We start from the raw sequence: 24,189 nt of genomic DNA, 5'->3' as shown, positions 1-24,189 counted from the left end.
CGCAGCCGTCACTGGCGCCGGTAGCGTTCCGGCGTGGGTATCTGCCTGGTCAACATCAGCGCCGCGAACTGGGCGCAGGGCGCATGCGCTGCTGGCGGCCTTCCCGCCGACCTGCCGAGCGGGCCGCCGGCGCTGACCACCGCCGTCGACGACCCGCTCAGACCGATGTGTACCCGCCGGGTCACTGCGGGTAGTCGGCCGGGTCGACCGAGTCGGTGTGCGCGTTGCCGCCGGTGGACGCCTTGAGGGTGATTTCCCAGGTGGTGTACTGCCTGCTGGTGGTCTTGAAATCGATGGGCTCCGTGAACTTCGACAGGTCACAGTTGCGGGTGAAGCCGCCGATGCCCGCGTCCCAGTCCGCGCCGCTCGCCATGTAGACGTCGTAGCTGCCGTCCCGCACGCGCTTGACCTTGAACGTCTGACCGGCCGAGATGTAGACCGTCGTGGCGGCGGCCTTCGTACCCTTCGGCACAAGGCTCACCACGACGTCGCTGTCGCCGCCACCGTTGTTGACCGTGAACTCGCCCGAGCCGTTGAGCGTGCCCTTCTTCACATACGTGCCGTTGGCCAGCTTGCGGTCCTGCTGGGGGGCGGGCGCCGGCAGCCACGCGCCGAACGTGAACGTCGTCCCGAAGGCCTTGACCGCCTCCCGGACCTCGTTCGCCGCCACCGAGCCGGTCACCTGCGAGACCGCCGAGGAGCCGGCGCACACCTCGCCCCGCTGCACGGTCACGGCCAGGTTGCTGAAACCGTTGCTGGACGACGAGAACGCCCGCATGAGGTGCTCGTGGCCGTCCTTCGCCTCCGGGGGCGCGGTCAGGTACGCCAGCCGGGCCTCGCTGTCCTTGGCCGCCTTGGACAGTGCCGTCGCGGCCTCGGACGTCGCGGTCCGGTTGCCCGCCCCGGCAACCTTCTGCCACGCCGGCCCGAGCAGGCCGTCGACCTCGGTGAGAATTGCCTGGTACTCGGCGACGGACATCGCCTTCGGCGGGCTCGATGGCTCGCTCGAGGCCGTGCCCGAGGGCGAGGCGTCCGTTCGACGGTCACCGACGACAACGAACGCGGCGACGCCACCGGCGGAGCACAGGAGCAGGAGCACGACAACGACAACGCCGACGATCAGCCCGGTCCTGGACCGCTGCGGCGCGACCGGCGCACCGACGGGCCAGCCCGCACCGGGACCGCCGGCGTACCCACCGGGCCCCGGCGCTTGCCAAACCGGCACGTCACCGGTCGGCATCCCGGGGCCGGGCATCGCATAGCCGGGCGCCGCGGGGGCGGGCATTCCGGACGTCGGAGCGGCAGCTGTCGGCATCCCGGGGCCGGGCATCGCGAAGTCGGGTGCTGCGGGGGCGGGCATCCCGGACCCCGGCGCTTGCCAAACCGGCACGTCACTGGTCGGCATCCCCGGGCCAGGCATCCCAAAGTCGGGTGCTGCGGGGGCGGGCATTCCGGACGTCGGCGCCGCAGCTGCCGGCATCCCGGAGGCAGGCACCCCGGACGTCGGTACCGCACCGGTCGACGGCGTGCCCGAGGCCGGCTCGGTGGCGTCGGGCACGCTCGAACCGGGCTGGTCCGGGGCCGGCCCGACGGGGGAGGATGGCGTTGTCACGCGAGCACGGTACAGGTCGAGCGGCGCACGCACGACCCCGCTTCGTTCCAGCACGAACACCAGCCAAAGTCGGCCCTCCGACGATCTCGTCGACGGACGACGTCATGGCGCGGCCCAGCATCAGAAGGCGGGCACCTCGACACAGTGGAGGTCTCGGCGGCATGCCACGACCAACAGGCCACCCGGCGCCCAGGCCAGTGCCGTTGCCGGGTAGGGCAGGACGAGCCGGCAGACCTCCCGCTCGGCGGCCGCCTCGATCACCGACACGCTGCCGTCCGTGCGCGCGATCGCTACCGCCGCAGGGCGGGCCGGGTCATCGGTGGCCGCGAGCGCGGTCACCGGCTCGTCATGGCCGGGTTGTAGCCGCGACACGGTGCCCGTCAGCAGGCCGTGGATCTGCACGAGCGACTCGTGCACCGTGACCACGGCCGGCCCGGTGCCGGTGTCGATCCACCCGCGCGCTGCCTCGCCGATCTGGACGTTGGCAGCGGCAGGGGTCGAGATCTCGGTACGGGTCGCGAGATCCCAGACGGTGAGTGGGCCGAACATCCAGCAGATTGCGGCGGCGGGTTGTCCGGCCATCAGGCCCACCGCAACACCACGCGGGGGATAGGTGTCCGAAATGGTGCCCCGAGGCAGCCCGGTGCGGATCTGCGTGAGATGTACCTGGCCGTCGCATCCGGCGGTGAGTACCACCGGCTCGCCGCCGATTGAGAAAGTGAGGGCGATGTTCACCTCTCCCCGGTGGTCCAGCGAGACCGCGCGCACGGCATGCCCGTCGACCCATCGCCGCGCTCGGGGCAACGCTCGTGATGCAGGTCGCCGAGGTGACAGTCGAAGTCCTCGTGCTCGTCCACGAGCGTGACGAGGATGTCGACTCCGCCGACCACCGCGGTCGCCACCGCAGAAGGCCGGTCAGCGGCGAATGTCTGCCGCAACGCCAGATCGGCTCCCCGGTCGGTTGTCCAGAGGGTGCGCACCGAACGATGTTACGAGGCCAGTCACCTTACGCCACCGTGGTGCCGGGCCGGCCAGTCGCGCGAGTCAACCGGCCTTGGAACCGGAGACACACTCATTCGGCACGAACGCGCACCCAACCGCAGGTTCGGGCGGGCGAGAGCGACGGACGGCTGGCCGCGCTCAGTCGCCGATGAACCAGAGATAGCGGTGGGGCCTGCAGCCATGTGCTCCTATCAGTACGCCTAGCGCGCGGGCCGTGCTGAGCGCCACGCCGTCGAGTTCGGGCTGAATCGCCGCCAGTTCCTCGAGCAATGCCGACATCTGGCTCCGGTTGAAGATCGTGTTCCCGTAGGGATCGACGTGCGCAAGCATGGGAAACCTATGGTGATCCTCTGGCCAGACAAAGGGGTCGTACCACCCAGGCGGCAACGGCGGCGGGACGAGATGCACCACGTCACGCAGGCTCGCCAGCCGCTCGTGACGTTCGTTGCGGACCCAGACGCTGATTGGCACCGGTTCATCATCGACGTTCGGGCCGCCCCGGGAACTGCAGCCCATCACACGCCCGCCGAGAACGCGCTCATCGGCAGGGCGGAGAAGGCTCTGCGCGCCGTCCGAGGCCGTCACTCGATGTCGCGACCGTGCTCTGCCGCCGCCCAGTGCTCGCGGCCCGACGTGCAGCTTGCACAGGGATCCGTCCTGCGGCTGCCGCAACTGGGCACGTGGCTTCAGCGGCCTCGCACAGCGGTACTAGCCTCCGCCGCATGCCTGACGGCCTGGAGGCGATGGCAGGTCCTGCGCGAGCCCCGAGGCTGACATCACAGCGACCCAGCGCGCGTATCAGATCGCATGTGCTGTCATCGGCAGGACCGGAAGCCCTTGCCGCTCCCGGCCAGTCGCCGTCCGTGAGGAGCACCGGCCCCGCGGCGCGCACCAACGGCGGCGTATGCGTGCACCCGATCGAGTCGCTGTAAACGGCCGTGACGCTCGATCGGCGGCATTCGGGTGCGCAACGCGGCATGACAGTACCGTTCGGTCTGCTACGCCGGCGGTAGCGTGCGCGCGGTTAGCGCCTTGTTCAGTCCCTGGCGCATGCGCCGGGATGCGCCTGTGAGTCCGCCGAGCGGGCGAATCTCTTCCGGTCGCAGCTCCGGTCGCTCGGCCAGCGCCAGGACCGCGGCATACGGTCGGGCGCCCGCGCGCAAGAGCTCTGCCCAGCACCGCAAGCAGCACCGGACGGTCAGCGCGAGCGTGGCGGGCGACGAGCAGCAGCAGCGCGTTGTAGTCCCAGTCTGCGTATTCGCCGTCCAGGAGGCGCAGCAGATGCGCTGCGCTCGTGCGCCCGTGCCGGGCAACGGCAAGCCGAACGAAGGAGTACGGACTGCCCGCCAGCACACCGAGCCCGCCGTCGTCCAACCGTGGATCATCCACGACCCGCAGATAGTCTGCCGGCGACCGCGCGGCAGGCAGCAATTCGTCAACGTCCACCCCGGCATCCTGTCAAGCGCCGTCACCGCCAGCCAGCCAAATCTCCCATCTGCCATCAGCGGGGTCATCAGGCCATGTAGGCGGCGAGGATGTGGGTCGGCGAGGCGTGCGGCCCCCACGGTGTCTGCTTCGGCGGTAGCGCAGACGGCGGCGGCCCCGACCCGTCCGGGCCACGGCCGCCGACGTCCCCGCGGTTGAGCGCTGCCGCCGTGGACCTCCGCAGGAGGGGTCAGGGGTGAGCGAGCACTGGCTCGGCACCCCCCGCGCTCTCGGCGTCCTCGGTGACGGCCTGACGTTTGGGGCGCGGGGTGTTCATCAGGACAGCGACGGTCAGCGCGCCGACCAGGAGGATCCCCGCGGCCCAGGTGCCGGCTGTCGCGAAGCCTTCCAGCATCGCCTTCTTGGCGACGGCCGGGCTGTGGCCCTGCGTGGCATGCGAGGCCAAGTAGTTCACGGTCGCGCTGGTGGCGATGGTGTTGAGCAGCGCGGTACCGATGGAGCTGCTGATCTGTTGCGCGGTGTTGACGCTGGCCGACGCGACGCCCGCGTCGCGCCGGTCGACGCCGTGGGTGGCGTAGTTGAAGGCCACCGGCATGATAATGCCCGTCCCGAAGCCGAGCAGGAGTCCCGAGACCAGCACGCCCTCGACGTAGGCGGTGTCGGTCTCCATGGTGCGCAGCCACAGCATGCCGGAGGCGATGAGCAGCATGCCCGGCACGATCAGCATCCGCGGCGGGACCTTGGGCAGCAGCCGGGTGGCGAGCCCGCCGGCCGACATCAGGACCGCCACGGTCATCGGGAGGAAGGCCACGCCCGTCCTGATCGGCGAGTATCCCTTGACGACCTGCAGGTAGTAGGTCATGAAGAGGAACGCCCCGAACATTGCGACCATGGCCAGTCCCACGCTCAGGTAGGCACCGCCCCGGGTTCGGCTGGCGATCAGGCGCGGCGGCAGCATTGGCTGCGACACCCGGCTCTCGACGAGGGCGAACGCGGCGAGCAGTACCGCGCCGGCGGCCAACAGGCCGATGACCTCCGCCGAGGCCCAGCCGTCGGACTCGGCCCGGCCGGTGGCGTACACGATCGCGACCAACCCGCCGGTAACCAGCAGTACGCCGGGGATGTCGAACCGGGCCGTGCCCTCGCGCCGTGACTCGGGCAGCAGCGCGTATCCGCCCACCACCGCGATCAGGGCGATAGGGACGCTGACGTACAGGCACCAGCGCCAGTCCAGGTAGTCGGTCAGTGCCCCGCCGGCCAGCAGCCCGATCGCGCCGCCCACCGCGGTGATGGCGCCCCAGATCCCGAACGCCTTGGCGCGCTCCTTGGGCTGCGTGAACGTCACGGTCACCAGTGACAGCGCGGACGGCCCGAGCAGCGCGGCGAACCCTCCCTGCAGGGCACGGGCGCACAGCAGCATCTCGAAGTTGTCCGCCGCGCCGCCGAGCGCCGACGCCCCCGCGAAGCCGAGCAGTCCGATCAGGAAAGTCCGCTTGCGGCCGGTGTGGTCGGCGATCCGGCCGCCGAGTAGCAGCAGGCTGCCGAACGCCAGCGTGTATCCGGTGATGACCCACTGCCGGTCGCCGTCGGAGATCCCCAGGTCCCGCTGGAGCGACGGCAGCGCGATGTTCACGACTGTCCCATCCAGAACGATCATGAGCTGGGCCAACCCTATGAAGAACAGCGCGGCCCAGCGGCGCGAGTCGGCTGGCGGAGGCGGCGCGTTCGTGGTTGCCATGACTTCGTCCTCACTCATGGTGTTGCGTGCCGCCCGGATTGTTCGCGCGGCGTCCTGACGATCACAGGACGCCGACGACCCGGGTCCTGTAACAGCGCGGGTGTATGACGTGGGTCATCGCTCGCGGGTGTTACAAAGCGGTGACGAGCGGCGTCTAGTGCGTGTGGCGGGACGAAGGTCGAACAGGCAGGAGCCAGGCATGAGCCAGAGCAGCGAACGAACGACGGGCACAGCCAGGTCGCTCGATCGTGGCGACGGGGTGGACTCCGTGGATTCAGCAACCGAGGTGTTCGTTGCCTATCGCAACCTGTTGTTCACCGTCGCCTACGAGATGCTCGGCTCGGCCTCCGACGCCGAGGATGTCCTGCAGGAAGCCTGGCTGCGATGGGTGGGCGTCGACTTGGCCACGGTCCGGGAGGAGCGCGCCTACCTGGTGCGGATCGTCACCCGGCAGGCGCTGGACCGGCTGCGGTCCGTCAGGTCGCCTACCGGGCGCGGGCGCCCGTCGCCGCGCGCCGGCCGCGCGGCGTCGTCTCCCCGGCCCAGACCCGAGCCGCACTCGGTGCTTTCCAGCGCGCGATTGAAACCGGCGACCTGCAGAGCCTGCTCGACATCCTGGCGCCGGACGTCGTCGCCCTCAGCGACGGCGGCGGTGTCAAACGTGCCCTCCTTCGTCCCATCGTGGGGGCCGGCAAGGTGGCTCGCCTGCTGGCCGCCGGCTGGTGGAAGCGCGACGCCGAAAGGTCGGTCGAGGTCGTACAGATCAATGGTGGTCCGGGGCTGCTGGTCCGAGTCAATGGGGAGATCGACGGCGTGCTGGCGGTGCGGGTCGAGAACGGCTATGTCGCCGGCGCCTACCACGTGCGCAATCCCGAGAAGCTGTCGCGTGTGGAGCGCGAGACCGCCGTGAGTCGCTGAGGCCGGCCGGATCGTGGTACCGAAGGTCAGGCGATGACGTCGCAACCGGCTGGAATGTTGGCCGGGATCGCCGTGAACTCGTTGCCGGTCAGGTGCAGCACGGCGAGGCCGGTGAGGCTGCCGATGGTGTCCGGCAGGGCCGCGAGCCGGTTGCCGCGCAGGCCCAGCTCGGTCAGGCTCGCGAGGTTGCCGATCGCGTCCGGAAGGGCCGTGAGCTCGTTGCCGCGCAGGTCCAGCCAGACGAGGCGGGTGAGGTTGCCGATGGTGTCCGGCAGCGCCGTGAGGTGGTTCTCGTCGAGGTCCAGCCTGATGAGGTTTTCGAGGTTGCCGATGGTGTCGGGCAAGGCCGTGAGCTGGTTGCCGTACAACTCCAGGCGGGTGAGCTCGGTGAGGTTGCCGATGCTGTCCGGCAGCGCCGTGAGCCGGTTGCCGCGCAGGTTCAGCGTGGTCAGGTTGGTCAGGTTGCCGATGCTGTCGGGCAGGGACGTGAGCTGGTTGCCGTACAGCGACAGGTCGGTGAGGTTCACGAGGTTGCCGATCGCCTCTGGCAGCTGCGTGAGCTGGTTGGCATCCAGCTCCAGGCGGGTGAGGCCGGTGAGGTCGCCGATCGCGTTGGGCAGCGCGGCGAGCTGGTTGTTGTTCACGTTCAGCCAGGTGAGGCCGGTGAGAGTGCCCAGCGCCTCCGGCAGTGTCGTGAACTGGTTGCTGTACAAGTGCAGCGTGGTAAGGCTTTTGAGGTCGCCGACGGTGTCCGGCAGCGCGGCGAGCTGGTTGTGGCCCAGGTGCAGCCACTGGAGGGTGGCGAGCTCGCCGATCCAGTCCGGTACGGCGGTGATGAGGTTCCCGGACAGGTTCAAGCCGGTCACCCCGGGCAGGCGCCGGACGGACGGCCGTACCCGAGTCAGCCGGCGCAAGGACAGGTCCAGCCGGCCGCCGCCCGCGGCCCGGACCGCCTCGATCACCTGATCACTGGTCCCGCGAAGCACCGCGCACCCCCGTGTCCCGGCACCAAAACCGACGCCGCCTGCCCGGGAAGGTACAACACCCGCACCGACCGGGAGCCGCCGGCGCATACATCGGTGGCGGCAAGGCGCCCGGGTTGCCGCGGCTCGGGTCAGGAGTATGGATCTGGTACCAGCTCGGTCGAGCGACCGCCGTCGAGGGCGACGGGCTGCAGGTGCTGCGTCAGCGTTTGGATGTCGGGGGCGAGCGGCGTCAGCAGTTCCGCGCAGATGTGCTCTTCCGGGCTGGTGTAGCCGGCCTGTTCGTAGCTGGCGCGGTGGTGTGCCTGCTCGTCCTCGAGCGCGACGATCAGGTCTTGGTGCGGCGGGGTGGTGCGCACGGCAACGTGGCCGTAGGGGAGTTTGGCGATGACGAGGAAGTCGTCGGTGAACAGTCCTGCGCCCAGGCGCGGTCCGTGGCGGAGGTCCGGGTAGCGGTGGTCGGCAGTGATGCGCAGAACCGGTTGCATCGGACCGAACAGCACGGTGCGGCCTGGAATTCGGCAAATCACGGACACGGTGAAGCCGTTCGTCTCGGCGAGCCATCGCGAGTATGCCGGCCCAGCAGATCACCGAGCGCGAGACGCAGCACCGACCAGCCTACGGACGTGGAACGCAGGGCGATGGGGCGGAGTTTCTTGTGGGAATGCGGTCCTGCTCGGCATCACGTGAAAGCCTCGATCCGGTATCCGCTCATCGGCTACTTGCCTCCAGGCGGCGGCTCGGTACGCGACAGTCTGCGGTCTACGGGGGCGCGGGCCATCGCCGTGGCTATGATCGCCCGGGTTGGTCGAGCTGGGTGGGGAGTGCGGATGCGGGTCGGGATTTCCGGGACGCACGGAACCGGGAAGACGACGCTGGTCGAGGCGTTGTCCGCACACCTTCCGGGCCACGTCGTCGTCGACGAGCCGTACTACCTGCTCGAAGAGGAGGGCTACGAGTTTCAGTTCCCGCCCTCGCCCGAGGATTACCGGGCCCTGCTGGCCCGCTCGGTGCAATGCCTGTGCTCGCCGCCGCCCCCGGCCGGTGTGATCTTCGATCGGACGCCGCTGGACTATCTCGCCTATCTGGTGGCGTCTGGTGCGGACCCCGCCGAGGAGGTCGACGGTGCCGTGTTGCGGCGGGCGTTCGCCGGTCTGGACCTGCTGGTCTTCGTGGTGATCACACCGGGGACGGAGCGGATGCTGCCGGCAGCGGAGTTGCCGGGCCTCCGCTCGCGAGCGAACGCTGTGATGCTGGAGCTGGTGTACGACGACCCGTTGGACGCCTGGGCGGACACGCCGGTGCTGGAGCTGAACGGACCGCTCGACAGCCGGTTGCACACGGTCCTCAACGCGTTGCACCAGATTCCGAAGCAGGGTTCAGGTCAGGCCTGACAACGCTCCGGTGTCGGGAGCCGCCGCGCACCCGGCCGGTCTCGGTCCGCCCGATCGGGCGGACCGAGACCGGGTCACGGTGCCGGCGACCGGGGGTTCAGCCGCAGGTGGAGCCGTTGAGCTTGAAGCCGGTGGGGGCGGCGGCGTTGCCGGTGTGGTTGGCCTGGTAGCCGATGGTGGTGGAGGCGCCCGGGGCGAGAGTGCCGTTGTAGCTGACGTTGGTCGCGGTCACCGTGCCGCTGGTCGGGGAGTAGGTAGCGCTCCAGCCGCCGGTGATGGTCTGCCCGGCGGGCATGGTGAAGACCAGGTTCCAGCCGTTGATGGTGGTGCTGCCGGTGTTGGTGATGGTGATGTTGTTGGTCAGGCCGGTGTTCCACGCGCTGACCGCGTTGACGACCCGGCAGGTGGCGGTGCCACCCGGGCTGCTCGTCGTCTTCGAGGGCGACGGCGAGCCGGCCGTCTTGGTCGGGGACGGCGTGACGGGCGGGGTGGTGGGCGACGTGCCGCCGGCGGCGGTGATGATGGCGCTGATGATGCCCTGCTGGGTCACGGTGTTGGAACTGCGGTTGAACAGGCCGAACCCGTACTGGCCGTTGTAGCCGTTGTCCCAGTAGGCGCTCGCCCCGCCATACTTCTTCACGGTGCTGACCAGCGCCTTGGCGAAGTTCGCGCGGTAGGTGTTGTTCGCCGGGTCGGCCGACGTTTTGTCGATCGAGCCGTACTCACCGACGAAGAACGGATAGCCCTTGGCGACGAAGGTGTCGTACACCTTCTTCAGCATGAGGTCCATGTAGTCTTCCTGGCCCCAGGTCGACTTCTTGGCCGAGTTGGTCGCGGCCGCACCCCACTGCGTGATGTTGCCGTCCTCCTGGCCCGCGAAGTCCCACGGGTCGTAGTAGTGCACGGAGATCATGAGTCGCTGCTCGCCGCTGGGGATGGAGGACGACCGGTAGGCGTCGGTGGGCAGCGAGAAGCCGTAGCTGCCCGTCGTGTACTCGATGTTGGTGTTCCAGCCCGGGATGAGCAGCCATCGCGAGGCGTTGGTGCCGCCGGTCCGCCGGACGGTGTCGACGAAGATCTGGTTGTAGGCGACGATGTTCGAGTAGCACGGCTGGGTGGGGTTGCCGTACTGCCCGTCGAACTCCTCGTTCATCGACTCGAAGATCAGGTGATCGTTGTAGCTCGCGAACTTCGTCGCGACCTGTTGCCAGACCTTCTGATACTTGGCCTTGATCGTGGTCTGGTCCGATGCGTCGCAGATCAGCCAGGAACCGGTCACGCTCTTGTAGCCGTCGCCGTGCATGTTGATCAGCACGTACAGGCCGGAGTTGTAGGCGTAGTTGACGACCTCCTGGACCCGGTTCAACCAGGCCGAGTCGACGGTGTAGTTCGGGCCGGCCCCGATCTTTCCCAGGTACGAGATCGGGATGCGGATCGTCTTGAAGCCCGATGCCTTCACCCGGTCGATGAGGGCCTGGGTGATGACCGGGTTGCCCCAGGCCGTCTCGCTGGGAATGCCGTTGGCGTTGGCCTCCAGCTGATTGCCGAGGTTCCACCCGGCGCCCATGTCGGCGACCAGCTGCGGAGCGGTCAGCTGCACCGCGGCGTTGGCCGCGGTTGACCTCGTCACGCCGTACGCGGCTCCGGCGAGGGCCAGGGCGGCGGCAAAGACTGCGAGCCCGGCCCTCCTGACTGTCGAACTCATGAGGCTTCCTCTCCTACGGTCTCGAGCGCCGGACGTGGCGGCGTCTTCGGTCCGAACCTGGCGAGGAGTGTTGCCACGGGCGCGAGGGGTGTCAATCGACGCGCTTCGACGAACATGTTCGGCGGGTCGGTGCGGGCCGCGGAGCAGCCGGTTTGCCGGCGACGGCCGCAAACCGGCTCTGCATCTTTCGGCAACGAGTGGCCGCAGGGGCGGGAAAGTTACCTCGGCGGAGGGGGCAGTTGGTCGCCCAGCGCCAGTGGCATATTCCAGGACCTCACGCAGGACCTCACGCAGGACCTCACGCAGGACCTCACGAAGGTTCGGTCCACTCCTCGTGGGTAAGGAAGCGATCGATCACCGCGGTGTACGGGCTCGGGTCGAGCTGCTTCCCCTCGGCCCAGGCGTCGTCGTAGTAGGTGTTGCGGTAGGCGGCGGCGCCGTCGCAGATCAGGGTGGCGATGCTTCCCGTCTCGCCGCGCCGGCGCATGCCGTGGGCGATGCGCAGGGCGCCCCAGAGATTGGTGCCGGTCGACGGGCCGACCGACCAGCCGGTGGTGGCCGCGAGATGGCGCATGGCGGCCAGGCTCGCCGCGTCGGGTACGGGCATCATGAGATCGACGACCGCGGGCAGGAACGCCGGTTCGACGCGGGGCCGGCCGATGCCTTCGATCCGTGACGGCATCCCGGTTCCGTATCCCGGATAGCCGGTGACCCAGCTGGGCCAGTATGCGGAGTGCTCCGGGTCCACCACCGCGAGTCGCGTGGGATACCCGTGATACCGCAGGTGCCGGCCCAGGGTCGCGCTGGTCGTCCCAGTGCCGGCGCCCACCACGGCCCACGCGGGCGGCTCACCTTCGCGCGCGATCACCTGGGCGGTCAGGGTGGCGCCGACACTGTCGAAGCCGCGCCAGTCCTCGGCATGCGCCGCGGACGTCAGGTGGTCGAGGTAGTGGCCGCCGAGTTCCGCCGCGAGCCTGGCGGCCTCGTCGTAGATGGCGACGGGCGGGTCGAACGGGTGGCAGCGGCCACCGTGCCGCTCGATGCGCTCCCGTTTCGCCGCCGCCGTCCTGCCCGGCACGACGGCGACGAAGGGCAGGCCCAGCACGGCCGCGAAGTAGGCGGTGGCGACCGCCGTGTTGCCCGCCGTCGCCTCGACCACGGTCGTTGCATCGCCGATGTCGCCGCGGGCGATCGCGTCTTCCATCAGCCGACGGACCAGGCGGTGCTTGAGGCTTCCGGTGGGACGCTGCGACTCGTCCTGGAAGTACAGCGAGATGCCCCACGACTCCGGAAGCGCGTACCGGCGCAGTGGTGGCGGTGTCTCCGCGGCCGCCTCGGCACGCAACCGCTCCAGCGCCTGCTGCGCCCACAGCCGTGTCACGAGAGCATGCCGGGCTGATCCGACGCGGCGGCCAGCGGCGCCAGGCCGGCGAAGACGATGGCCAGCATGCGCGCGCGGACCTCGTCGTCCAGCGCGCTCGTGCGCGAGGTGGCGACGAGCAGCGCGTAGACCTCGGGCAGCTCGACGTCGTCGCGGACCGCACCGGCCGATTGGGCGCGCCGCAGCAGTACACCCACGGCACCGCGCAAACCGTTGGCGGCTTGGTGGGCCTCGCCGCCGGTGTCGCCGCCGGCGTCGAGCAGGGCCTCGCCGATCGTGATCTTCGCGGGCGCGTCGGCGACCAGGTGGCGGAAGAAGCCGTAGAACGCCGCACCCGGGTCGCCGGTGTCGTGCAGCGCCTCGGCCTCGGCGCGCAGCCGATCGTACCGACGGATGAGCACGGCCTGCAGGAGCACCGCCTTGGTGGGGAAGTGGCGGAAGACCGTGGCGATGCCGACCCCGGCCAGCCGGGCCACCTCCTCCGTGGACGCGGTCGCGCCGCCGCGGCCGAACACGTCCTCGGCGGCGTCCAGGATGCGGTCGCGGTTCGCCTGTCCGTCGCTGCGCATGCCCACCCTTGCTAAACGAAGTCGGGACTCCGTAGCATCGGAGTCGTCACTTCGGATAGTACAGGAGGCTGTCATGACCCCTCGTGAGGTGTTCCTCGCCCTCGTCAACGGCGTCGCGGACGAGCGCTGGGACGACCTGCCCGGCCTCTACGCGGAGCGGACCGACGTCGTGCACCCGTTCCACCCGCGGCGCGACCCGGCCATGCGCACCCGCGCCGAGCTCGCCGAGCACTTCCGCCCCACCGGTGAGGGCCCGCGGCTGCGGCGCCGGGTCACGGACGTCGTCATCCACGAGACCGTGGACCCGGAGGTGATCGTGGCGGAGTTCGCGTACGCCGGCGTCAACGAGGACACCGGCGAGCCCTTCCGGACGCCGGGCATCTTCGTGCTGCGCGTGCGCGACGGGCAGATCGTCGAGTCCCGCGACTACTTCGACCACCTCACGTCCGCGCGGATTCGCGGCCAGAAAATTTCTTAGCGGACCTGTCGATTGGCGTGGGGGTGGTTCGTAGCCCTGGTGAGAGCCCGGCACACACGGCCGGTCCGGACACCACTGGAGGGCATCATGACCACCACGCTTCCCACCACCCGCACCGCGACGTCGAGCATCCCCGCGCTGATCGGGCACGGCGTCGCCGCCACGGCCGCCGCGAGCGCCGCGACCATGGCCGTCGCCGCCGGTGGGCACGCCGCCGGGATCAGCCTCGACATGGCCGGCCAGCCGATCCCGGTCGCCGGGTTCGGGACGCTGACCGCGATCTTCTCGCTGGTCGGCGTGGTGCTGGCCGCGGTGCTGGCCCGCTTCGCCCGGCGGCCGCGGCGCGTGTTCGTCCGCACGACTTTGGTGCTGACGGTGCTGTCGCTGGTGCCCGACGTGCTCGCGGACTCCGCTCCTGGTACGAAGGCGCTGCTGATGCTCACGCACCTGGTCGCCGCCGCGATCGTTGTCCCGCTCGTCGCCCGCCGCCTGTCCGCCTGAGCTTCCTGCCGAGAAGGGAACAACCGTCATGAAGCAGTACCTGCTGGCCGTGCACCACGTCGAGGACGCCCCCGCGATGTCCGACGAGGAGACGCAGCACATGTTCCGCGAGACCGGGCGGATCAACCAGGAGATGGTGAAGACCGGCACCTGGGTCTTCGGCGGGGGACTCCTGCCGCCGGAGAGCTCCACCGTCGTGCGGACCGGCCAGGGCGGCACCACCATGACCGACGGGCCGTTCGCCGAGACCCGCGAGCACCTCGCCGGCTTCTGGGTCATCCGCTGCGCGGACCTGGACGAGGCGCTGGCCTGGGCCGAGCAGTGCTCACGGGCCTGCGGACCGATCGAGGTGCGACCCTTCGACGAGCTGTCCCAGGGCTGAGCCCGCGTGGACCTGGCGGAGATCTACCGCGCGGAGTACGGCCGCTGCGTCGCCACCCTGGCCCGCTTCCTCGGCGACATCAACCTCGCCGAGGAGGCGGTCCAGGACGCCTTCGCCACGGCCGTGCAGAAATGGCAGGACCCGCCGCCGAACCCGGGCGCCTGGATCGTGACCACCGCGCGGAACCGGGCCATCGACCGGCTCCGCCGCGAGTCGACCCGCGAGGCCCGGCACGCCGAGGCCCTGCTGCTGCACCACCAGGACGAGCCCGAGGAGGTGGGACCCGTGCGAGACGACCAGCTGCGCCTCATCTTCACCTGCTGCCACCCGGCCCTCGCGCCCGACGCGCGGACCGCCCTCACCCTCCGGCTGCTCGGCGGCCTCGAGACGCCCGAGATCGCCCGGGCCTACCTCATCCCGGAGGCGACCGTCGCCCAGCGGATCGTGCGCGCCAAGAAGAAGATCCGCGACGCCGGCATCCCCTACCGGGTCCCCGCCGCCCACGAGCTGCCGGACCGGCTGCCGCCCGTGCTCACCGTGCTCTACTTGATGTTCAACGAGGGCTACGCGGCCACCGCCGGTCCGCTGATCCGCACCGACCTGTGCGCCGAGGCGATCCGGCTCGCCCGCGAGCTCGCCGCGCTGATGCCCGACGAGCCCGAGGTCCTCGGCCTGCTGGCCCTGCTGCTGCTCACCGAGGCCCGCCGCCCCGCCCGCCTGGGTCCGGACGGCGAGCCGGTGCTGCTCGCCGCGCAGGACCGGACGCGGTGGAACCGGGCCCTCATCGCCGAGGGCCACGACCTCGTCCGCCGGTGCCTGCGGCGCAACCGGCCCGGCCCGTACCAGATCCAGGCGGCGATCAACGCGGTCCACACCGACGGCGACGCCACCGACTGGCCGCAGGTCCTGGCGCTTTACGACCAGCTCTACGCGCTCACGCCCACCCCGATCGTCGCGCTCAACCGTGCGGTCGCGGTCGCCGAGGTGCACGGGCCGGCGGTGGCCCTCGCCGTGCTCGAGGACGTCGACCTGCCGGGGTACCACCGGCTGCCCGCCGCCCGCGCCGAGCTGCTGGCCCGCCTCGGACGGAACACGGAGGCCGTGGAGGCCTACGACCAGGCCATCGCGCTGGCCACCAACGAGACCGAGCGCGCGTACCTGCGCGGGCGCCGGGCCCGGACGTAGATAGGGTGCACACATGGTCGGGGTCGACGACATCCGCGCGATCACCAGGACACTCGAGCGCGCCTACGAGGTCGTCGTGCGGGACCGCATCAAGTGGCGGGTCGGGCAGATCGTCTTCGCGGCCCTCTCCCGCGACGAGACGATCATGGGCTTCGGCTACCCGAAGGAGGGCCGGGACGCGCTCGTCGCGGGCGAGCCGGACAAGTTCCTGCTGCCGCCCGAGTCGGACCTGCGCTACAACTGGGCGTGCGTGCGGCTGGCCGCCCTCGACACCGACGAGCTCGAGGAGCTCGTGGTCAACGCCTGGATCATGACCGTGCCGAAGAAGGTGTGGATGCCGTACCTCGCCGCCCGCGGGCGCTGATCAGGCGACGGTGCAGGCCGTGCCGTTGAGTGAGAACGCGGTCGGGGCGGAGGCGTTGCCGGTGTGGTTGGCCTGGAAGCCGATGCTCGTCGAGCCGCCCGCCGGGATGCCCGCGTTGTAGCTCACGTTGCGCGCCGTGACCGCTCCGCTCGCCGGTGCGTAGGTCGCGTTCCAGCCGGAGGTGATCGTCTGGCCCGCGGGGAGCGTGAAGGTCAGCGCCCAGCCGTTGACGGCGGCCGCGCCGGTGTTCGCGATCGTGACGTTGGTCGTCAGGCCGGTGTTCCAGGCATTGATGCTGTACGTCACCTTGCACCCTCCCGGCCCCGCGCCGGACGGCTTCGGACCGGCCGAGGACGCGCCGGGAGTGGGTGACGTACCGCCGGCATTGCCGATGCTGCCCGGCACCGACAGCAGCGCGTTGTACCAGACCGTCGCCATCTTGCCGTAGCCCACCGGCCCCGGGTGGATGCCGTCGAGCAGGTCGGCCGTCGTCAGCGCGCTGTACATGTCGACGAGGTGCAGGTGCTTGCCGGCGTTGACACGGGACTGCACGATGCCCGGAATGGCGGCGTTGTACGTGCGTACCGTCGCGTCACAGCACTGCACCGGAATGATCTGGGCCACGAAGACGTCGGCGTTGGGCGCGAGCGCCGTGATGTGGTCCAGCAGCGTGGCCAGCCGCGCCGGGGCGCCCGCCGGGTCGCTGCCGTAGATGTCGTTCGTGCCGATGTGCAGCAGGATCGTGCGCGGGGTGTACGCCGGCAGCCAGGTGCCGACGTTGGCGTCGATCTGCGCGATGGTCCAGCCGGAGTGCCCCTCGTGGTCGTGGTCGCCGAGACTCGACGGGCCGTTGGACATCGACCCGACGAAGTCGACCTTGTAGCCGCCGGCCACGAGCTTGCTCCACAGGTCGATGCGGTAGCCACCGGCGACGCTCAGCCCCTCGGTGAGCGAGTCACCCAGCGGCATGACCCGCACCCCGCCGTTCGATTCGGCGCTGGCGGTGCCGACGGCGAGTACCGTCGCCGCAGTCAACGCGGCCAGGGCGGACACCATCGCGAAGAGGCGCTTGGCACTCGGCATGCCCCGACCCTGGCACGGTGTCCCGGGACGGGGCCAGGAAGCGCTTCGACAGTGGCCGAACCCCCTGCTCGCCCCATGAAAGTTGCGGCACCCGATCATGGTTCCAGGGCCTGCGGTGTACGCTCGCCGTCCGGTCGGAGGGAAATGGTGATGGACGAGCTTGTCCGCGAGGCGCGGGACGCGTGGTCGGCGCAGGACTGGGAACGGTCGGCGGCGCTGTACGAGCAGCTCGCCCGTCAGGCGCCGGACGACCCACGGGTCGGCGACTGGTGGTACGACGCCGCGCTGGCGTACAAGTTCCGCCGTAACTGGGCGCAGGCGTACCGGCTCGGCATCCAGGCCGCGGCCCACGCCCCGCGCGGCCGGCAGGACCCGGCATTCTGGAATCTCGGCATCGCCGCGACGATCCAGCGCGACTGGGCAACGGCCCGCGACGCCTGGTCGTCGTTCGGCATCGAACTGCCGCCCGGCGACGGCCCCATCGTGGGCGACTTCGGTCGTGCGTGCGTGCGGCTCACCGGCGCCGAGGGATCCGAGGTCGTCTGGGTCCAGCGGCTGTGCCCGACCCGGGCCCAGGTGATCAACGTGCCGTTCGACACCTCTCGGCGGTACGGAATCGTCGTTCACGACGGGGAGCCCAAGGGCGATCGGGTGGTCGGCGACCGAACCTACCGGGTGTTCGACGAGCTCATGCTGTTCGAGCCGTCCGACCTGCCGACACTGGCCGCGACCGTGACCGCGGAGCCGGCCGCCCTCGAGGCGCTGTCCGACCTGTTCGACGCGAACGGCTTCGGCTTCGAGCCGCTCCGCAACGGTTACGCCCTGTGCAAGTGCTGCAGCGAAGGCTCGGTCACGCAGGAGGCCCGAGCACTCGGCGGCGAACAGCGGTGCCTCATCGCCGCCCCGCCGGACCGGGCCCGCGAACTGCTCGACGGCTGGCGGAGCGCGACCACCGGCACGTGGGCGGACCTGCACATCGCGACTTGAGCGGGCCTCGCGGCGTAGGGTCGCGTAACGTCCGGGGCCGACAGCATCAGGCAACGTTGCAGGGAGCAGAACCATCGACGCCTCCGACACGATCACCCTGTGGCGACCCACCGGGCAGGCCGAGCTCGATCTGGTTGCGGCGTCCGGGTGGCGGGCCTGGCCGCCGCGCCTGCCGGACCAGCCGATCTTCTATCCGGTACTCAACCGCTGGTACGCGACGAAGATCGCCCGCGAGTGGAACGTCCCGGCCGGTGGCGTCGGCTACGTGACGCGGTTCGAGGTCGAGCGCGCGCACCTGGACCGGTACGAGGTTCAGCAGGTCGGTGGCCGCGACGTGCTGGAGTACTGGATCCCCGCCGAGGAGCTTGCCGACCTCAACGCCCACATCGTCGGCGCGATCATCGAAGAGGCCGACTACCGCGGCCCCGTGAGCGACCAGGAGTTCACCGACGCGCGCGACGCGCTCGGCACAGAACTTCCAGCCGGGTGGCGGGCCTACTTGCAAGGCGCGTCGTGGTTGCGGCGGGGATGGATGACGAGCGGGGCCTACGTGTGGCTCAACACGCCCCGCGAGATGCTTGAGCTGCACCACGCGTGGGACGAGAGCGCCGATGCCCATCCCGGCATCGCGATCATCGGCGGTGACGGGTCCCGCGAGCAACTCGTGCTCGACCTGCGCAGCGACCCCGCGCCGGTGCTGCTGGTCGACATCACCAGCGGCGGATGGGACGACGCCATCCGGCAGGCCGACGATGTCGGCGAGCTCGTCGACCGCATCGAGGCGGGCACCTTCGCGTTCGACTTCGGGGATTCGCATCGTGCGGCCTGAGGGCGTCGCGCTGCCGCGGACGCACGGCCCGCTGCAGAATCGCGTGCTGCCGACCGGGGAGATCGTGGCCGACCCGGCCCGGGGAACGCTGATGGGCAATCGGGGCTGTCTGCACGGCTCCGGCCGGGAGCTCGGGGTCGCCCGCTGGCGCTCCAAGCTGTGGATCTGCTGCACGCTGACCTGGAAGGACGTTCGCCGGGACCCGATGCCGCCGGGGCGCTGGACGGCGTTGTTCTTCCTCGACGAGGCGACCGCGCTGGCCGCCGGGCACCGGCCGTGCGCGTACTGCCGGCGCGCCGACTTCCTCGCCTACGCCGAGGCGTGGCGCGAGGCGGAGCACCTCGCCCGGCGACCGTGGGCGCACGAGATGGACGCGCGCCTGCACGACGAGCGGGTCGAGCCGCGGACCCGCCGGCAGATCACCCGGCCGGCCCGCTGCGCCGACCTGCCCGCCGGCGCGATGGTCCGGCTCGGCGACGGCACCGTCGGCCTGGTGTCGCGGCGGCGGTTCCTGCCGTGGGCCGCCACCGGGTACGGCCCGTCGCGGCCGCTGCCGGAGCGGGCCGACCTGCTCACCCCGCCCGCGTCGGTGGCGGCGCTGCGGGCCGGCTACCGCCCCGCGGTCCACCCGAGCGCCGGGCGGTGAGCGCCCGGGCGGCCGGGCCGCCCGGGCGCGAGCGCATCGGCTACTCGAAGAACTTGAGGCCGAAGCCGGTGTCGCTGGTCGCGCCGGGGACGTTGGCCCGGCGGTACGTCACGCTGCCCCACCAGACGGCCGTGCCGGTGTACCAGTAGCGCGCCGACCAGGAGTACGGCGTGCCCTTGGCGACCGCGTGGTACATGGTCGGGAAGCGGTTGCCGGACGGCGGGCTGGTCGCGATGTCACCCCGTTCGAGGACGAACGAGTGGTGGCCGGGGCCGTCGACGTACAGCGTCGGGTCCCATCCGGACATCATGTTGGGCGCGTACGAGCCGAAGAGGCAGCCGTTGCTCTTGTACCAGTCCCACACGTACGTCGGGTCGCCGCCCGCCCGCAGGCGCAGGTCGGCGAGGCAGTACTTGCTGCTCCAGCTGCCGTTCGCGGAGTACACGATGTGCAGCTGGCCCTTGGGGTCGAGGATCGGCTCGGGGGCCTCGTTGATGTAGGGGTTGCCGACCGTGCGCTCCCACGACTCGCGCGGCTGGGAGATGACGTACCGGGCGCCGGTGGCCGTGGTCGCGTTGGCCATCCGCGCGATGTAGAGGTTCTGCTCGACGTTCGTGTCGCCCGACCAGCCGGACCACACGAACCAGCGCTGGCCCTGGAACGTGAACGGCACGCCGTCGATGGCCCACTTGTCGTTGGGCAGCGCGACCTTCACGGCGGCCGTGTAGCCGGAGTCGGGACTGGCCGAGTCGATGTGGTACATCCGGTGCGCGGCACCGGTGCCGGCGGAGAAGTAGACGTGATAGCGCCCGTCCTGGTAGACGATCTCGGGCGCCCACACCTCGCCGAGGCCGGTGTCCTTCCACACCTGCTTCTTCGGCGCGGAGGCGATTCCGGCCAGGGAGGTGGCCGTGCGGATCGCCACGCCGCCGTCGACCGACTTGGCCGCGACGTAGAGTCCGTTGACCTTGATGACGCTGGGGTCGGCGCCACCGAGCGTGGTGGCACCGGCGTTGGCGGTTCCGGCAGTGGTGAGCGCCGGCACGAGGGCGAGGGCGCCGGCGATGACGAGGGCGGCGGCACCGGAGCGGCGAATGCGGGGCATGGTTCGCAACATCTCCCAGCTCACGCGCGCCTGTCAATAGAAGGACACCAAATTGTAAGCTTCCCTTAAAGTATCTTCGCCGGCGTGTTCTGCCGGCTCACCGGGCTGCGGCGCTGCCCCGGTCGCCGGCCCGGCGCAGGACGGTCAGCACGGCCGCGCCGATGGGCTCGGCGAGGGTGAAGCGGAAGTCCGCGGGCACACCGTCCGTGAAGAGCCGGTCACCCTCGCCGGTCACCACCGGGAAGGTGATGAGCCGGTACTCGTCGACGAGGCCGGCCGCCGAGAGCGCGTGCGCGAGGCTCAGGCTGCCGATCACGACGATGTCGCGCCGCTCGCGTTCCGCCCGGGCCCACGCGACCGGGTCGCCGTCGATCGCTTCCGAGTTCGGCCAAGTGGACGCGTCGATGGCGCCCCGCGTGGCGACCCGCTTCGGCACGGCGTTCATGAGCTTGGCGTAGTCGTCGTCCCGACCCGGCCACAGCCGTGCGAACGCCTCCCAGGTCTTGCGGCCGTACAGCTGCACGCCCGTCCGCATCAGCTCGCCCAGCCGGAACTTGTCGTCGCTCACCGGCCCCGAGCCGAAGCGGAACGCCCATCCGCCGTAGCCGGTCCCGGCCCGCCCGTCGGGGTCGGACACCACGCCGTCGAGCGTGACGAACTGTACGACGATGATGTCACCCATCGTGAAACTCCCTTGCCCGGTGGCGACCCGTCCGGCCGCCCTCACGAACACATACCGGTGGCGGCGGCCGGACTCATCGCTCAGTACGCTGCGGCTTTGTGGAGGACTTCGAGGCGTTCCGCGGCGACCTGCTGGTGCACTGCTACCGGATGCTCGGCTCGTACCACGAGGCCGAGGACCTGGTGCAGGAGACGCTGCTGCGAGCCTGGCGGGCGGCCGACCGCTACGATCCGCGGCGCTCCTCGCCGCGCACCTGGCTGCACCGCATCGCCACGAACGCCTGCCTCACCGCGCTCGAGGGCCGGGCCCGGCGGCCGCTGCCGAGCGGGCTCGGGCCGGCCGGAGACGATCCGCTGGTACCGCTGAAGCCCGACCCTGACATCGCGTGGCTCCAGCCGTTTCCGGACGATCCCGCCGCGGCCGCCGAGCAGCGCGCCGGGCTCCGGCTCGCCTTCGTCGCGGCGCTGCAACTGCTGCCCGCCCGGCAGCGCGCGATCCTGCTGCTGCGCGAGGTGCTCGAGCTGTCGGCCGCCGAGGTCGCCGAGGCGCTCGGCACCACCGTCGCCGCCGTGAACAGCGGCCTGCAGCGGGCCCGGGCCGCGCTGCACGCCGCCGCGCCGGCGCTCGAGGACCTGCGCGACCCGGCCGACCCGGGGGAGCGGGCCGCGATCGAGCGGTACCTGACGGCGTTCGAGGCGGCCGACGTGCCCGGCCTGACGAGGCTGCTCGCCGACGACGTGATCCTGGAGATGCCGCCGGTGCCGCTGTGGCTCGTGGGCCGCGCCCACTACGGCGCGTTCATGGAGCGCGTCTTCGCGATGCGCGGCCCCGGCTGGCGCCTGCGTGTCGTGGCGGCCAACGGCGGCCCGGCGCTCGCGACCTACGCCCCCGACCCGGCCACCGGCGGCGTCCGGGCCCACTCGGTGCAGGTCTTCGCCGTGCGCGACGGCCTGATCCGGCACAACGTCACCTTCGCCGACCCGGCGGTCTTCACCCTGTTCGGGCTCCCGACAGACACCGTGCCGCGTTGACGAGACCGACGAGGCTGAAGGCCTGCGGCGTGTTGCCGAGGTGCCGGCCGGTGGCCGGGTCGCACTCCTCGGCCAGCAGCCCCACGTCGTTGCGCAGCGCCAGCAGCCGCTCGAACAGCTCGCGGGCCTCCTTGCCGCGGCCGATGCCGTCGAGCGCCTCGACGAGCCAGAAGGAGCAGGCGACGAAGGCGCCCTCGTGGCCGTCGCCGTAGCGCATCAGCAGCCCGTCGCGGCTCAGATCGCGCTGGATGGCGTCGATGGTGCCGACCACCCGCGGGTCGTCGTAGGGCAGGAACCCGGCCCGCGGGATGAGCAGCAGCGCGGCGTCCATCCTCGCCGAGCCGTAGCACTGGGTGAAGGTGTTGCGCTCGGGGTCGTAGCCGCGCTCGCACACCTCCGCGTGGATCGCGTCCCGGGTGCGCCGCCACGCGTCCACCGGGCCCGGCAGCCCGAGCCGCTCCACGGTCCGGATCGCGCGGTCGAAGCCGGCCCAGGCCATCACCTTCGAGTGCACGTACTGCTGCCGCTCGCCCCGGACCTCCCACAGGCCGCTGTCCGGCTCCCGCCAGGTGCCCTCGAGGTGCTCCAGGAGGTCGCGCTGGCGGTCCCAGGCGTCGTCCGTCGCGACGATCCCGGACTCGCGGGCGAGGTGCAGGCCGTCTAGCACCTCGCCCCACACGTCGAGCTGGCGCTGCCCCGCGGCCGCGTTGCCGATGCGGACCGGCGCGCTGCCGCGGTGGCCCGGCAGCCAGTCCACAGTGGACTCCGGTACCCGGCGGGTGCCGTCGAGGCCGTACATGATCTGCAGGTCGGCGGGGTCGCCGGCGATCGCCCGGAGCAGCCATTCGCGCCAGGCCCTGGCCTCGGTGACGTGGCCGGTGCCGAGCAGTGCCTGGAGGGTGAAGGTGGCGTCGCGCAGCCAGCAGTACCGGTAGTCCCAGTTGCGGCTCCCGCCGGGCTCCTCGGGCAGCGAGGTGGTCGCGGCGGCGACGATCCCGCCGGTCGGCGCGTAGGTGAGGGCCTTGAGCAGGATCAGTGAGCGGCGCACGGGCTCGGCCCACGGCCCGTCGTGCATGCCGGACTCGATCCAGTCGGACCAGAACCGGTGCGTGTCGCGCAGCGCCTGCTCGGGATCGACCCGCGCGGGCACCGGCCGGTGCGAGCGCTGATACGTGAGCACGAACGGGATCCGTTGCCCGGCGCCGACGGTGAAGTCGGCCGAGACGGTGCCGTCGGCGGAGTGTTGCGGCACGCCCGCGGACAGCCAGGCCGCGTCCGGCCCGGCGATCGCCCGCATGCCCGAGTCGGAGCTGCGCAGCCACGGGGTCACGTGGCCGTAGTCGAACCGCAGCACGAGCTCGGTGTGCATGCGGACCTGGCCCCGGACCCCCTCGACGATGCGGACCACGTCGGCGGCCTCGCCCCGCGGTGGCATGCAGTCGATGACCCGGACCTCGCCGTCGCCGGTGTCCCACTCGGTGTGCAGCACCAGGCTGTCGCCCGCGTAGGAGCGCCGGGTCGCGGCCCCGTGCCCGGCCGGGGCGATGCGCCACCGCCCGTGCCGTTCGTCGCCGAGCAGCGCGGCGAAGCACGCGGGCGCGTCGAAGCGGGGCAGGCACAGCCAGTCGATGGAACCGTCGCGCCCGACCAGCGCGGCGGTGTGCAGGTCGCCGATCAGCGCATAGTCCTCGATGGCCGACGGCATCGGCGTCAGCGGCCGGCCTGGTCGGCCGCGGCGTGGGCGGCCCGGCGCGCGTCGAGATAGGCGCGGCGGCAGCTGCCCGGGTCGCGGTAGATCGGCGGCGAGGAGACGATCGGCGCGTCCCCGATGTCCGCGAGCGTCCACTGCCAGTGGTGGTCGAGGGTTTCGGTCATGGCGAGGGTACCGTCGCCGTCGCCCAGCCGCCGTAGCCCCCGTCGCATGGTCTCGGTGCTCGTCCCGGCGCTGTTCTCGGCGCTGGTGGCCATGACGTCGGCGCCCGTCGGCGTGCGGTGGACGAGCCGCCACCCCGCGGCGTTCCTGAGCGGGATGACCGTGATCGCCGCCTCCCGTTCGCTGTCCCGGCGCATCGTCCGCTCCCTTCACGCTTCGTCTCCCTGATGCCCGCCTCGCACGCGAGTAACCATGCCGCTCGCGCGAGGCGTCCACGCCCGATCGGCTCACCCGT

Annotated in this window: 25 protein-coding genes and 1 pseudogene; 11 read left to right on the top strand and 15 right to left on the bottom strand. The window is 71.1% G+C overall.

The genetic code is table 11. The features are described from left to right. Window positions 1-181: 181 nt before the first annotated feature. The 5 genes from AC6JBM_RS22075 to AC6JBM_RS22055 form a co-directional block, all read right to left on the bottom strand. Window positions 182-1,099 (bottom strand): hypothetical protein, encoded by a 918-nt coding sequence (locus tag AC6JBM_RS22075; protein WP_497985467.1) that lies wholly within the window; start codon window positions 1,097-1,099, stop codon window positions 182-184. Window positions 1,100-1,732: 633 nt separating this feature from the next. Then, a complete protein-coding gene (locus AC6JBM_RS22070; protein ID WP_497985466.1) occupies window positions 1,733-2,347 on the bottom strand; it encodes a WD40 repeat domain-containing protein in 615 nt (204 codons plus the stop codon). Next, entirely contained in the window at window positions 2,344-2,592 is a 249-nt protein-coding gene (locus AC6JBM_RS22065; protein ID WP_497985465.1) for a hypothetical protein, read from the bottom strand. Before AC6JBM_RS22065 ends, AC6JBM_RS22070 begins: the two co-directional genes overlap by 4 nt. Window positions 2,593-2,752: 160 nt before the next feature. After that, a complete protein-coding gene (locus AC6JBM_RS22060; RefSeq protein ID WP_497985464.1) occupies window positions 2,753-3,199 on the bottom strand; it encodes a hypothetical protein in 447 nt (148 codons plus the stop codon). Between the two features lie 1,090 nt (window positions 3,200-4,289). Continuing rightward, a complete protein-coding gene (locus AC6JBM_RS22055; protein WP_497985463.1) occupies window positions 4,290-5,798 on the bottom strand; it encodes an MFS transporter in 1,509 nt (502 codons plus the stop codon). Window positions 5,799-5,997: 199 nt separating this feature from the next. Between AC6JBM_RS22055 and AC6JBM_RS22050 the strand changes: the two genes are divergently transcribed. Continuing rightward, complete coding sequence (locus tag AC6JBM_RS22050; protein WP_497985462.1) at window positions 5,998-6,708, top strand: sigma factor; 711 nt, start codon at window positions 5,998-6,000, stop codon at window positions 6,706-6,708. A gap of 34 nt (window positions 6,709-6,742) precedes the next feature. On the opposite strand, the gene AC6JBM_RS22045 is transcribed toward AC6JBM_RS22050, so the two are convergent. Beyond that, window positions 6,743-7,678: a leucine-rich repeat domain-containing protein gene (locus tag AC6JBM_RS22045; protein ID WP_497985461.1), complete on the bottom strand. Its 936-nt coding sequence runs from the start codon at window positions 7,676-7,678 to the stop codon at window positions 6,743-6,745. 152 nt (window positions 7,679-7,830) lie between these two features. Further along, a complete protein-coding gene (locus AC6JBM_RS22040) occupies window positions 7,831-8,202 on the bottom strand; it encodes a hypothetical protein (protein ID WP_497985460.1) in 372 nt (123 codons plus the stop codon). Window positions 8,203-8,529: 327 nt separating this feature from the next. On the opposite strand from AC6JBM_RS22040, the gene AC6JBM_RS22035 reads away from it, so the two are divergent. Further along, window positions 8,530-9,093: an ATP/GTP-binding protein gene (locus tag AC6JBM_RS22035; protein ID WP_497985459.1), complete on the top strand. Its 564-nt coding sequence runs from the start codon at window positions 8,530-8,532 to the stop codon at window positions 9,091-9,093. A 97-nt stretch (window positions 9,094-9,190) separates the two neighbouring features. Here AC6JBM_RS22035 and AC6JBM_RS22030 read toward each other — a convergent pair whose 3' ends face one another. From AC6JBM_RS22030 to AC6JBM_RS22020, 3 genes are all read right to left on the bottom strand, one after another. Then, window positions 9,191-10,798, bottom strand: a complete 1,608-nt coding sequence (locus tag AC6JBM_RS22030; protein ID WP_497985458.1) for a cellulase family glycosylhydrolase — start codon at window positions 10,796-10,798, stop codon at window positions 9,191-9,193. A 310-nt stretch (window positions 10,799-11,108) separates the two neighbouring features. Continuing rightward, on the bottom strand, window positions 11,109-12,179 hold the full coding sequence (locus AC6JBM_RS22025; RefSeq protein ID WP_497985457.1) for a PLP-dependent cysteine synthase family protein: 1,071 nt from the start codon (window positions 12,177-12,179) through the stop codon (window positions 11,109-11,111). After that, the gene (locus AC6JBM_RS22020) at window positions 12,176-12,748 is read right to left on the bottom strand and encodes a TetR/AcrR family transcriptional regulator (protein ID WP_497985456.1); all 573 of its coding nucleotides are present in this window, start codon (window positions 12,746-12,748) and stop codon (window positions 12,176-12,178) included. The genes AC6JBM_RS22025 and AC6JBM_RS22020 overlap by 4 nt, the downstream gene beginning before the upstream one ends. 73 nt (window positions 12,749-12,821) lie before the next feature. Between AC6JBM_RS22020 and AC6JBM_RS22015 the strand changes: the two genes are divergently transcribed. The 5 genes from AC6JBM_RS22015 (at window position 12,822) to AC6JBM_RS21995 (ending at window position 15,658) form a co-directional block, all read left to right on the top strand. Then, the gene (locus AC6JBM_RS22015; RefSeq protein WP_497985455.1) at window positions 12,822-13,226 is read left to right on the top strand and encodes a nuclear transport factor 2 family protein; all 405 of its coding nucleotides are present in this window, start codon (window positions 12,822-12,824) and stop codon (window positions 13,224-13,226) included. A gap of 87 nt (window positions 13,227-13,313) precedes the next feature. Beyond that, window positions 13,314-13,727, top strand: coding sequence for a DUF6069 family protein (locus tag AC6JBM_RS22010; RefSeq protein WP_497985454.1), 414 nt, complete (start codon window positions 13,314-13,316; stop codon window positions 13,725-13,727). Between the two features lie 28 nt (window positions 13,728-13,755). Then, entirely contained in the window at window positions 13,756-14,109 is a 354-nt protein-coding gene (locus tag AC6JBM_RS22005; RefSeq protein WP_497985453.1) for a YciI family protein, read from the top strand. 6 nt (window positions 14,110-14,115) lie between these two features. Beyond that, the gene (locus tag AC6JBM_RS22000; RefSeq protein ID WP_497985452.1) at window positions 14,116-15,294 is read left to right on the top strand and encodes an RNA polymerase sigma factor; all 1,179 of its coding nucleotides are present in this window, start codon (window positions 14,116-14,118) and stop codon (window positions 15,292-15,294) included. Window positions 15,295-15,307: 13 nt separating this feature from the next. Then, the gene (locus AC6JBM_RS21995) at window positions 15,308-15,658 is read left to right on the top strand and encodes an MmcQ/YjbR family DNA-binding protein (RefSeq protein ID WP_497985451.1); all 351 of its coding nucleotides are present in this window, start codon (window positions 15,308-15,310) and stop codon (window positions 15,656-15,658) included. On the opposite strand, the gene AC6JBM_RS21990 is transcribed toward AC6JBM_RS21995, so the two are convergent. Further along, entirely contained in the window at window positions 15,659-16,741 is a 1,083-nt protein-coding gene (locus AC6JBM_RS21990) for a cellulose binding domain-containing protein (RefSeq protein WP_497985450.1), read from the bottom strand. A 150-nt stretch (window positions 16,742-16,891) separates the two neighbouring features. On the opposite strand from AC6JBM_RS21990, the gene AC6JBM_RS21985 reads away from it, so the two are divergent. The 3 genes and pseudogenes from AC6JBM_RS21985 to AC6JBM_RS21975 all read left to right on the top strand — a co-directional run bounded on the left by AC6JBM_RS21985 (window position 16,892) and on the right by AC6JBM_RS21975 (window position 19,203). Next, window positions 16,892-17,728: a tetratricopeptide repeat protein gene (locus AC6JBM_RS21985; protein ID WP_497985449.1), complete on the top strand. Its 837-nt coding sequence runs from the start codon at window positions 16,892-16,894 to the stop codon at window positions 17,726-17,728. Window positions 17,729-17,801: 73 nt separating this feature from the next. Then, window positions 17,802-18,149 (top strand): annotated as a pseudogene (locus AC6JBM_RS21980) (ADP-ribosylation/crystallin J1); the annotation flags it as partial. A gap of 397 nt (window positions 18,150-18,546) precedes the next feature. Further along, window positions 18,547-19,203 carry a hypothetical protein gene (locus AC6JBM_RS21975; RefSeq protein WP_497985448.1) on the top strand — a complete coding sequence of 219 codons (657 nt, stop codon included), beginning with the start codon at window positions 18,547-18,549 and terminating at the stop codon, window positions 19,201-19,203. Window positions 19,204-19,243: 40 nt separating this feature from the next. Here the strand turns inward: AC6JBM_RS21975 and AC6JBM_RS21970 are convergent, their stop codons facing one another. Both AC6JBM_RS21970 and AC6JBM_RS21965 read right to left on the bottom strand, forming a co-directional pair. Next, window positions 19,244-20,308, bottom strand: coding sequence for a glycoside hydrolase family 43 protein (locus AC6JBM_RS21970; RefSeq protein ID WP_497985447.1), 1,065 nt, complete (start codon window positions 20,306-20,308; stop codon window positions 19,244-19,246). A gap of 97 nt (window positions 20,309-20,405) precedes the next feature. Further along, complete coding sequence (locus tag AC6JBM_RS21965) at window positions 20,406-20,990, bottom strand: dihydrofolate reductase family protein (protein WP_497985446.1); 585 nt, start codon at window positions 20,988-20,990, stop codon at window positions 20,406-20,408. A 98-nt stretch (window positions 20,991-21,088) separates the two neighbouring features. Here AC6JBM_RS21965 and AC6JBM_RS21960 point away from each other — a divergent pair, with 98 nt between their 5' ends. Beyond that, entirely contained in the window at window positions 21,089-22,021 is a 933-nt protein-coding gene (locus AC6JBM_RS21960) for an RNA polymerase subunit sigma-70 (RefSeq protein WP_497985445.1), read from the top strand. Here the strand turns inward: AC6JBM_RS21960 and AC6JBM_RS21955 are convergent. Then, window positions 21,981-23,726: a glycoside hydrolase family 15 protein gene (locus AC6JBM_RS21955; protein ID WP_497985444.1), complete on the bottom strand. Its 1,746-nt coding sequence runs from the start codon at window positions 23,724-23,726 to the stop codon at window positions 21,981-21,983. The genes AC6JBM_RS21960 and AC6JBM_RS21955 overlap by 41 nt on opposite strands. A 5-nt stretch (window positions 23,727-23,731) precedes the next feature. Further along, entirely contained in the window at window positions 23,732-24,091 is a 360-nt protein-coding gene (locus tag AC6JBM_RS21950; RefSeq protein WP_497985443.1) for a hypothetical protein, read from the bottom strand. Between the last annotated feature and the right edge of the window lie 98 nt (window positions 24,092-24,189).

The sequence above is a fragment of the Dactylosporangium thailandense genome (assembly GCF_059739745.1).
The sequence above is the reverse complement of the archived record's forward strand: the minus strand, read 5'-3'. Positions and strand labels throughout refer to the sequence as shown.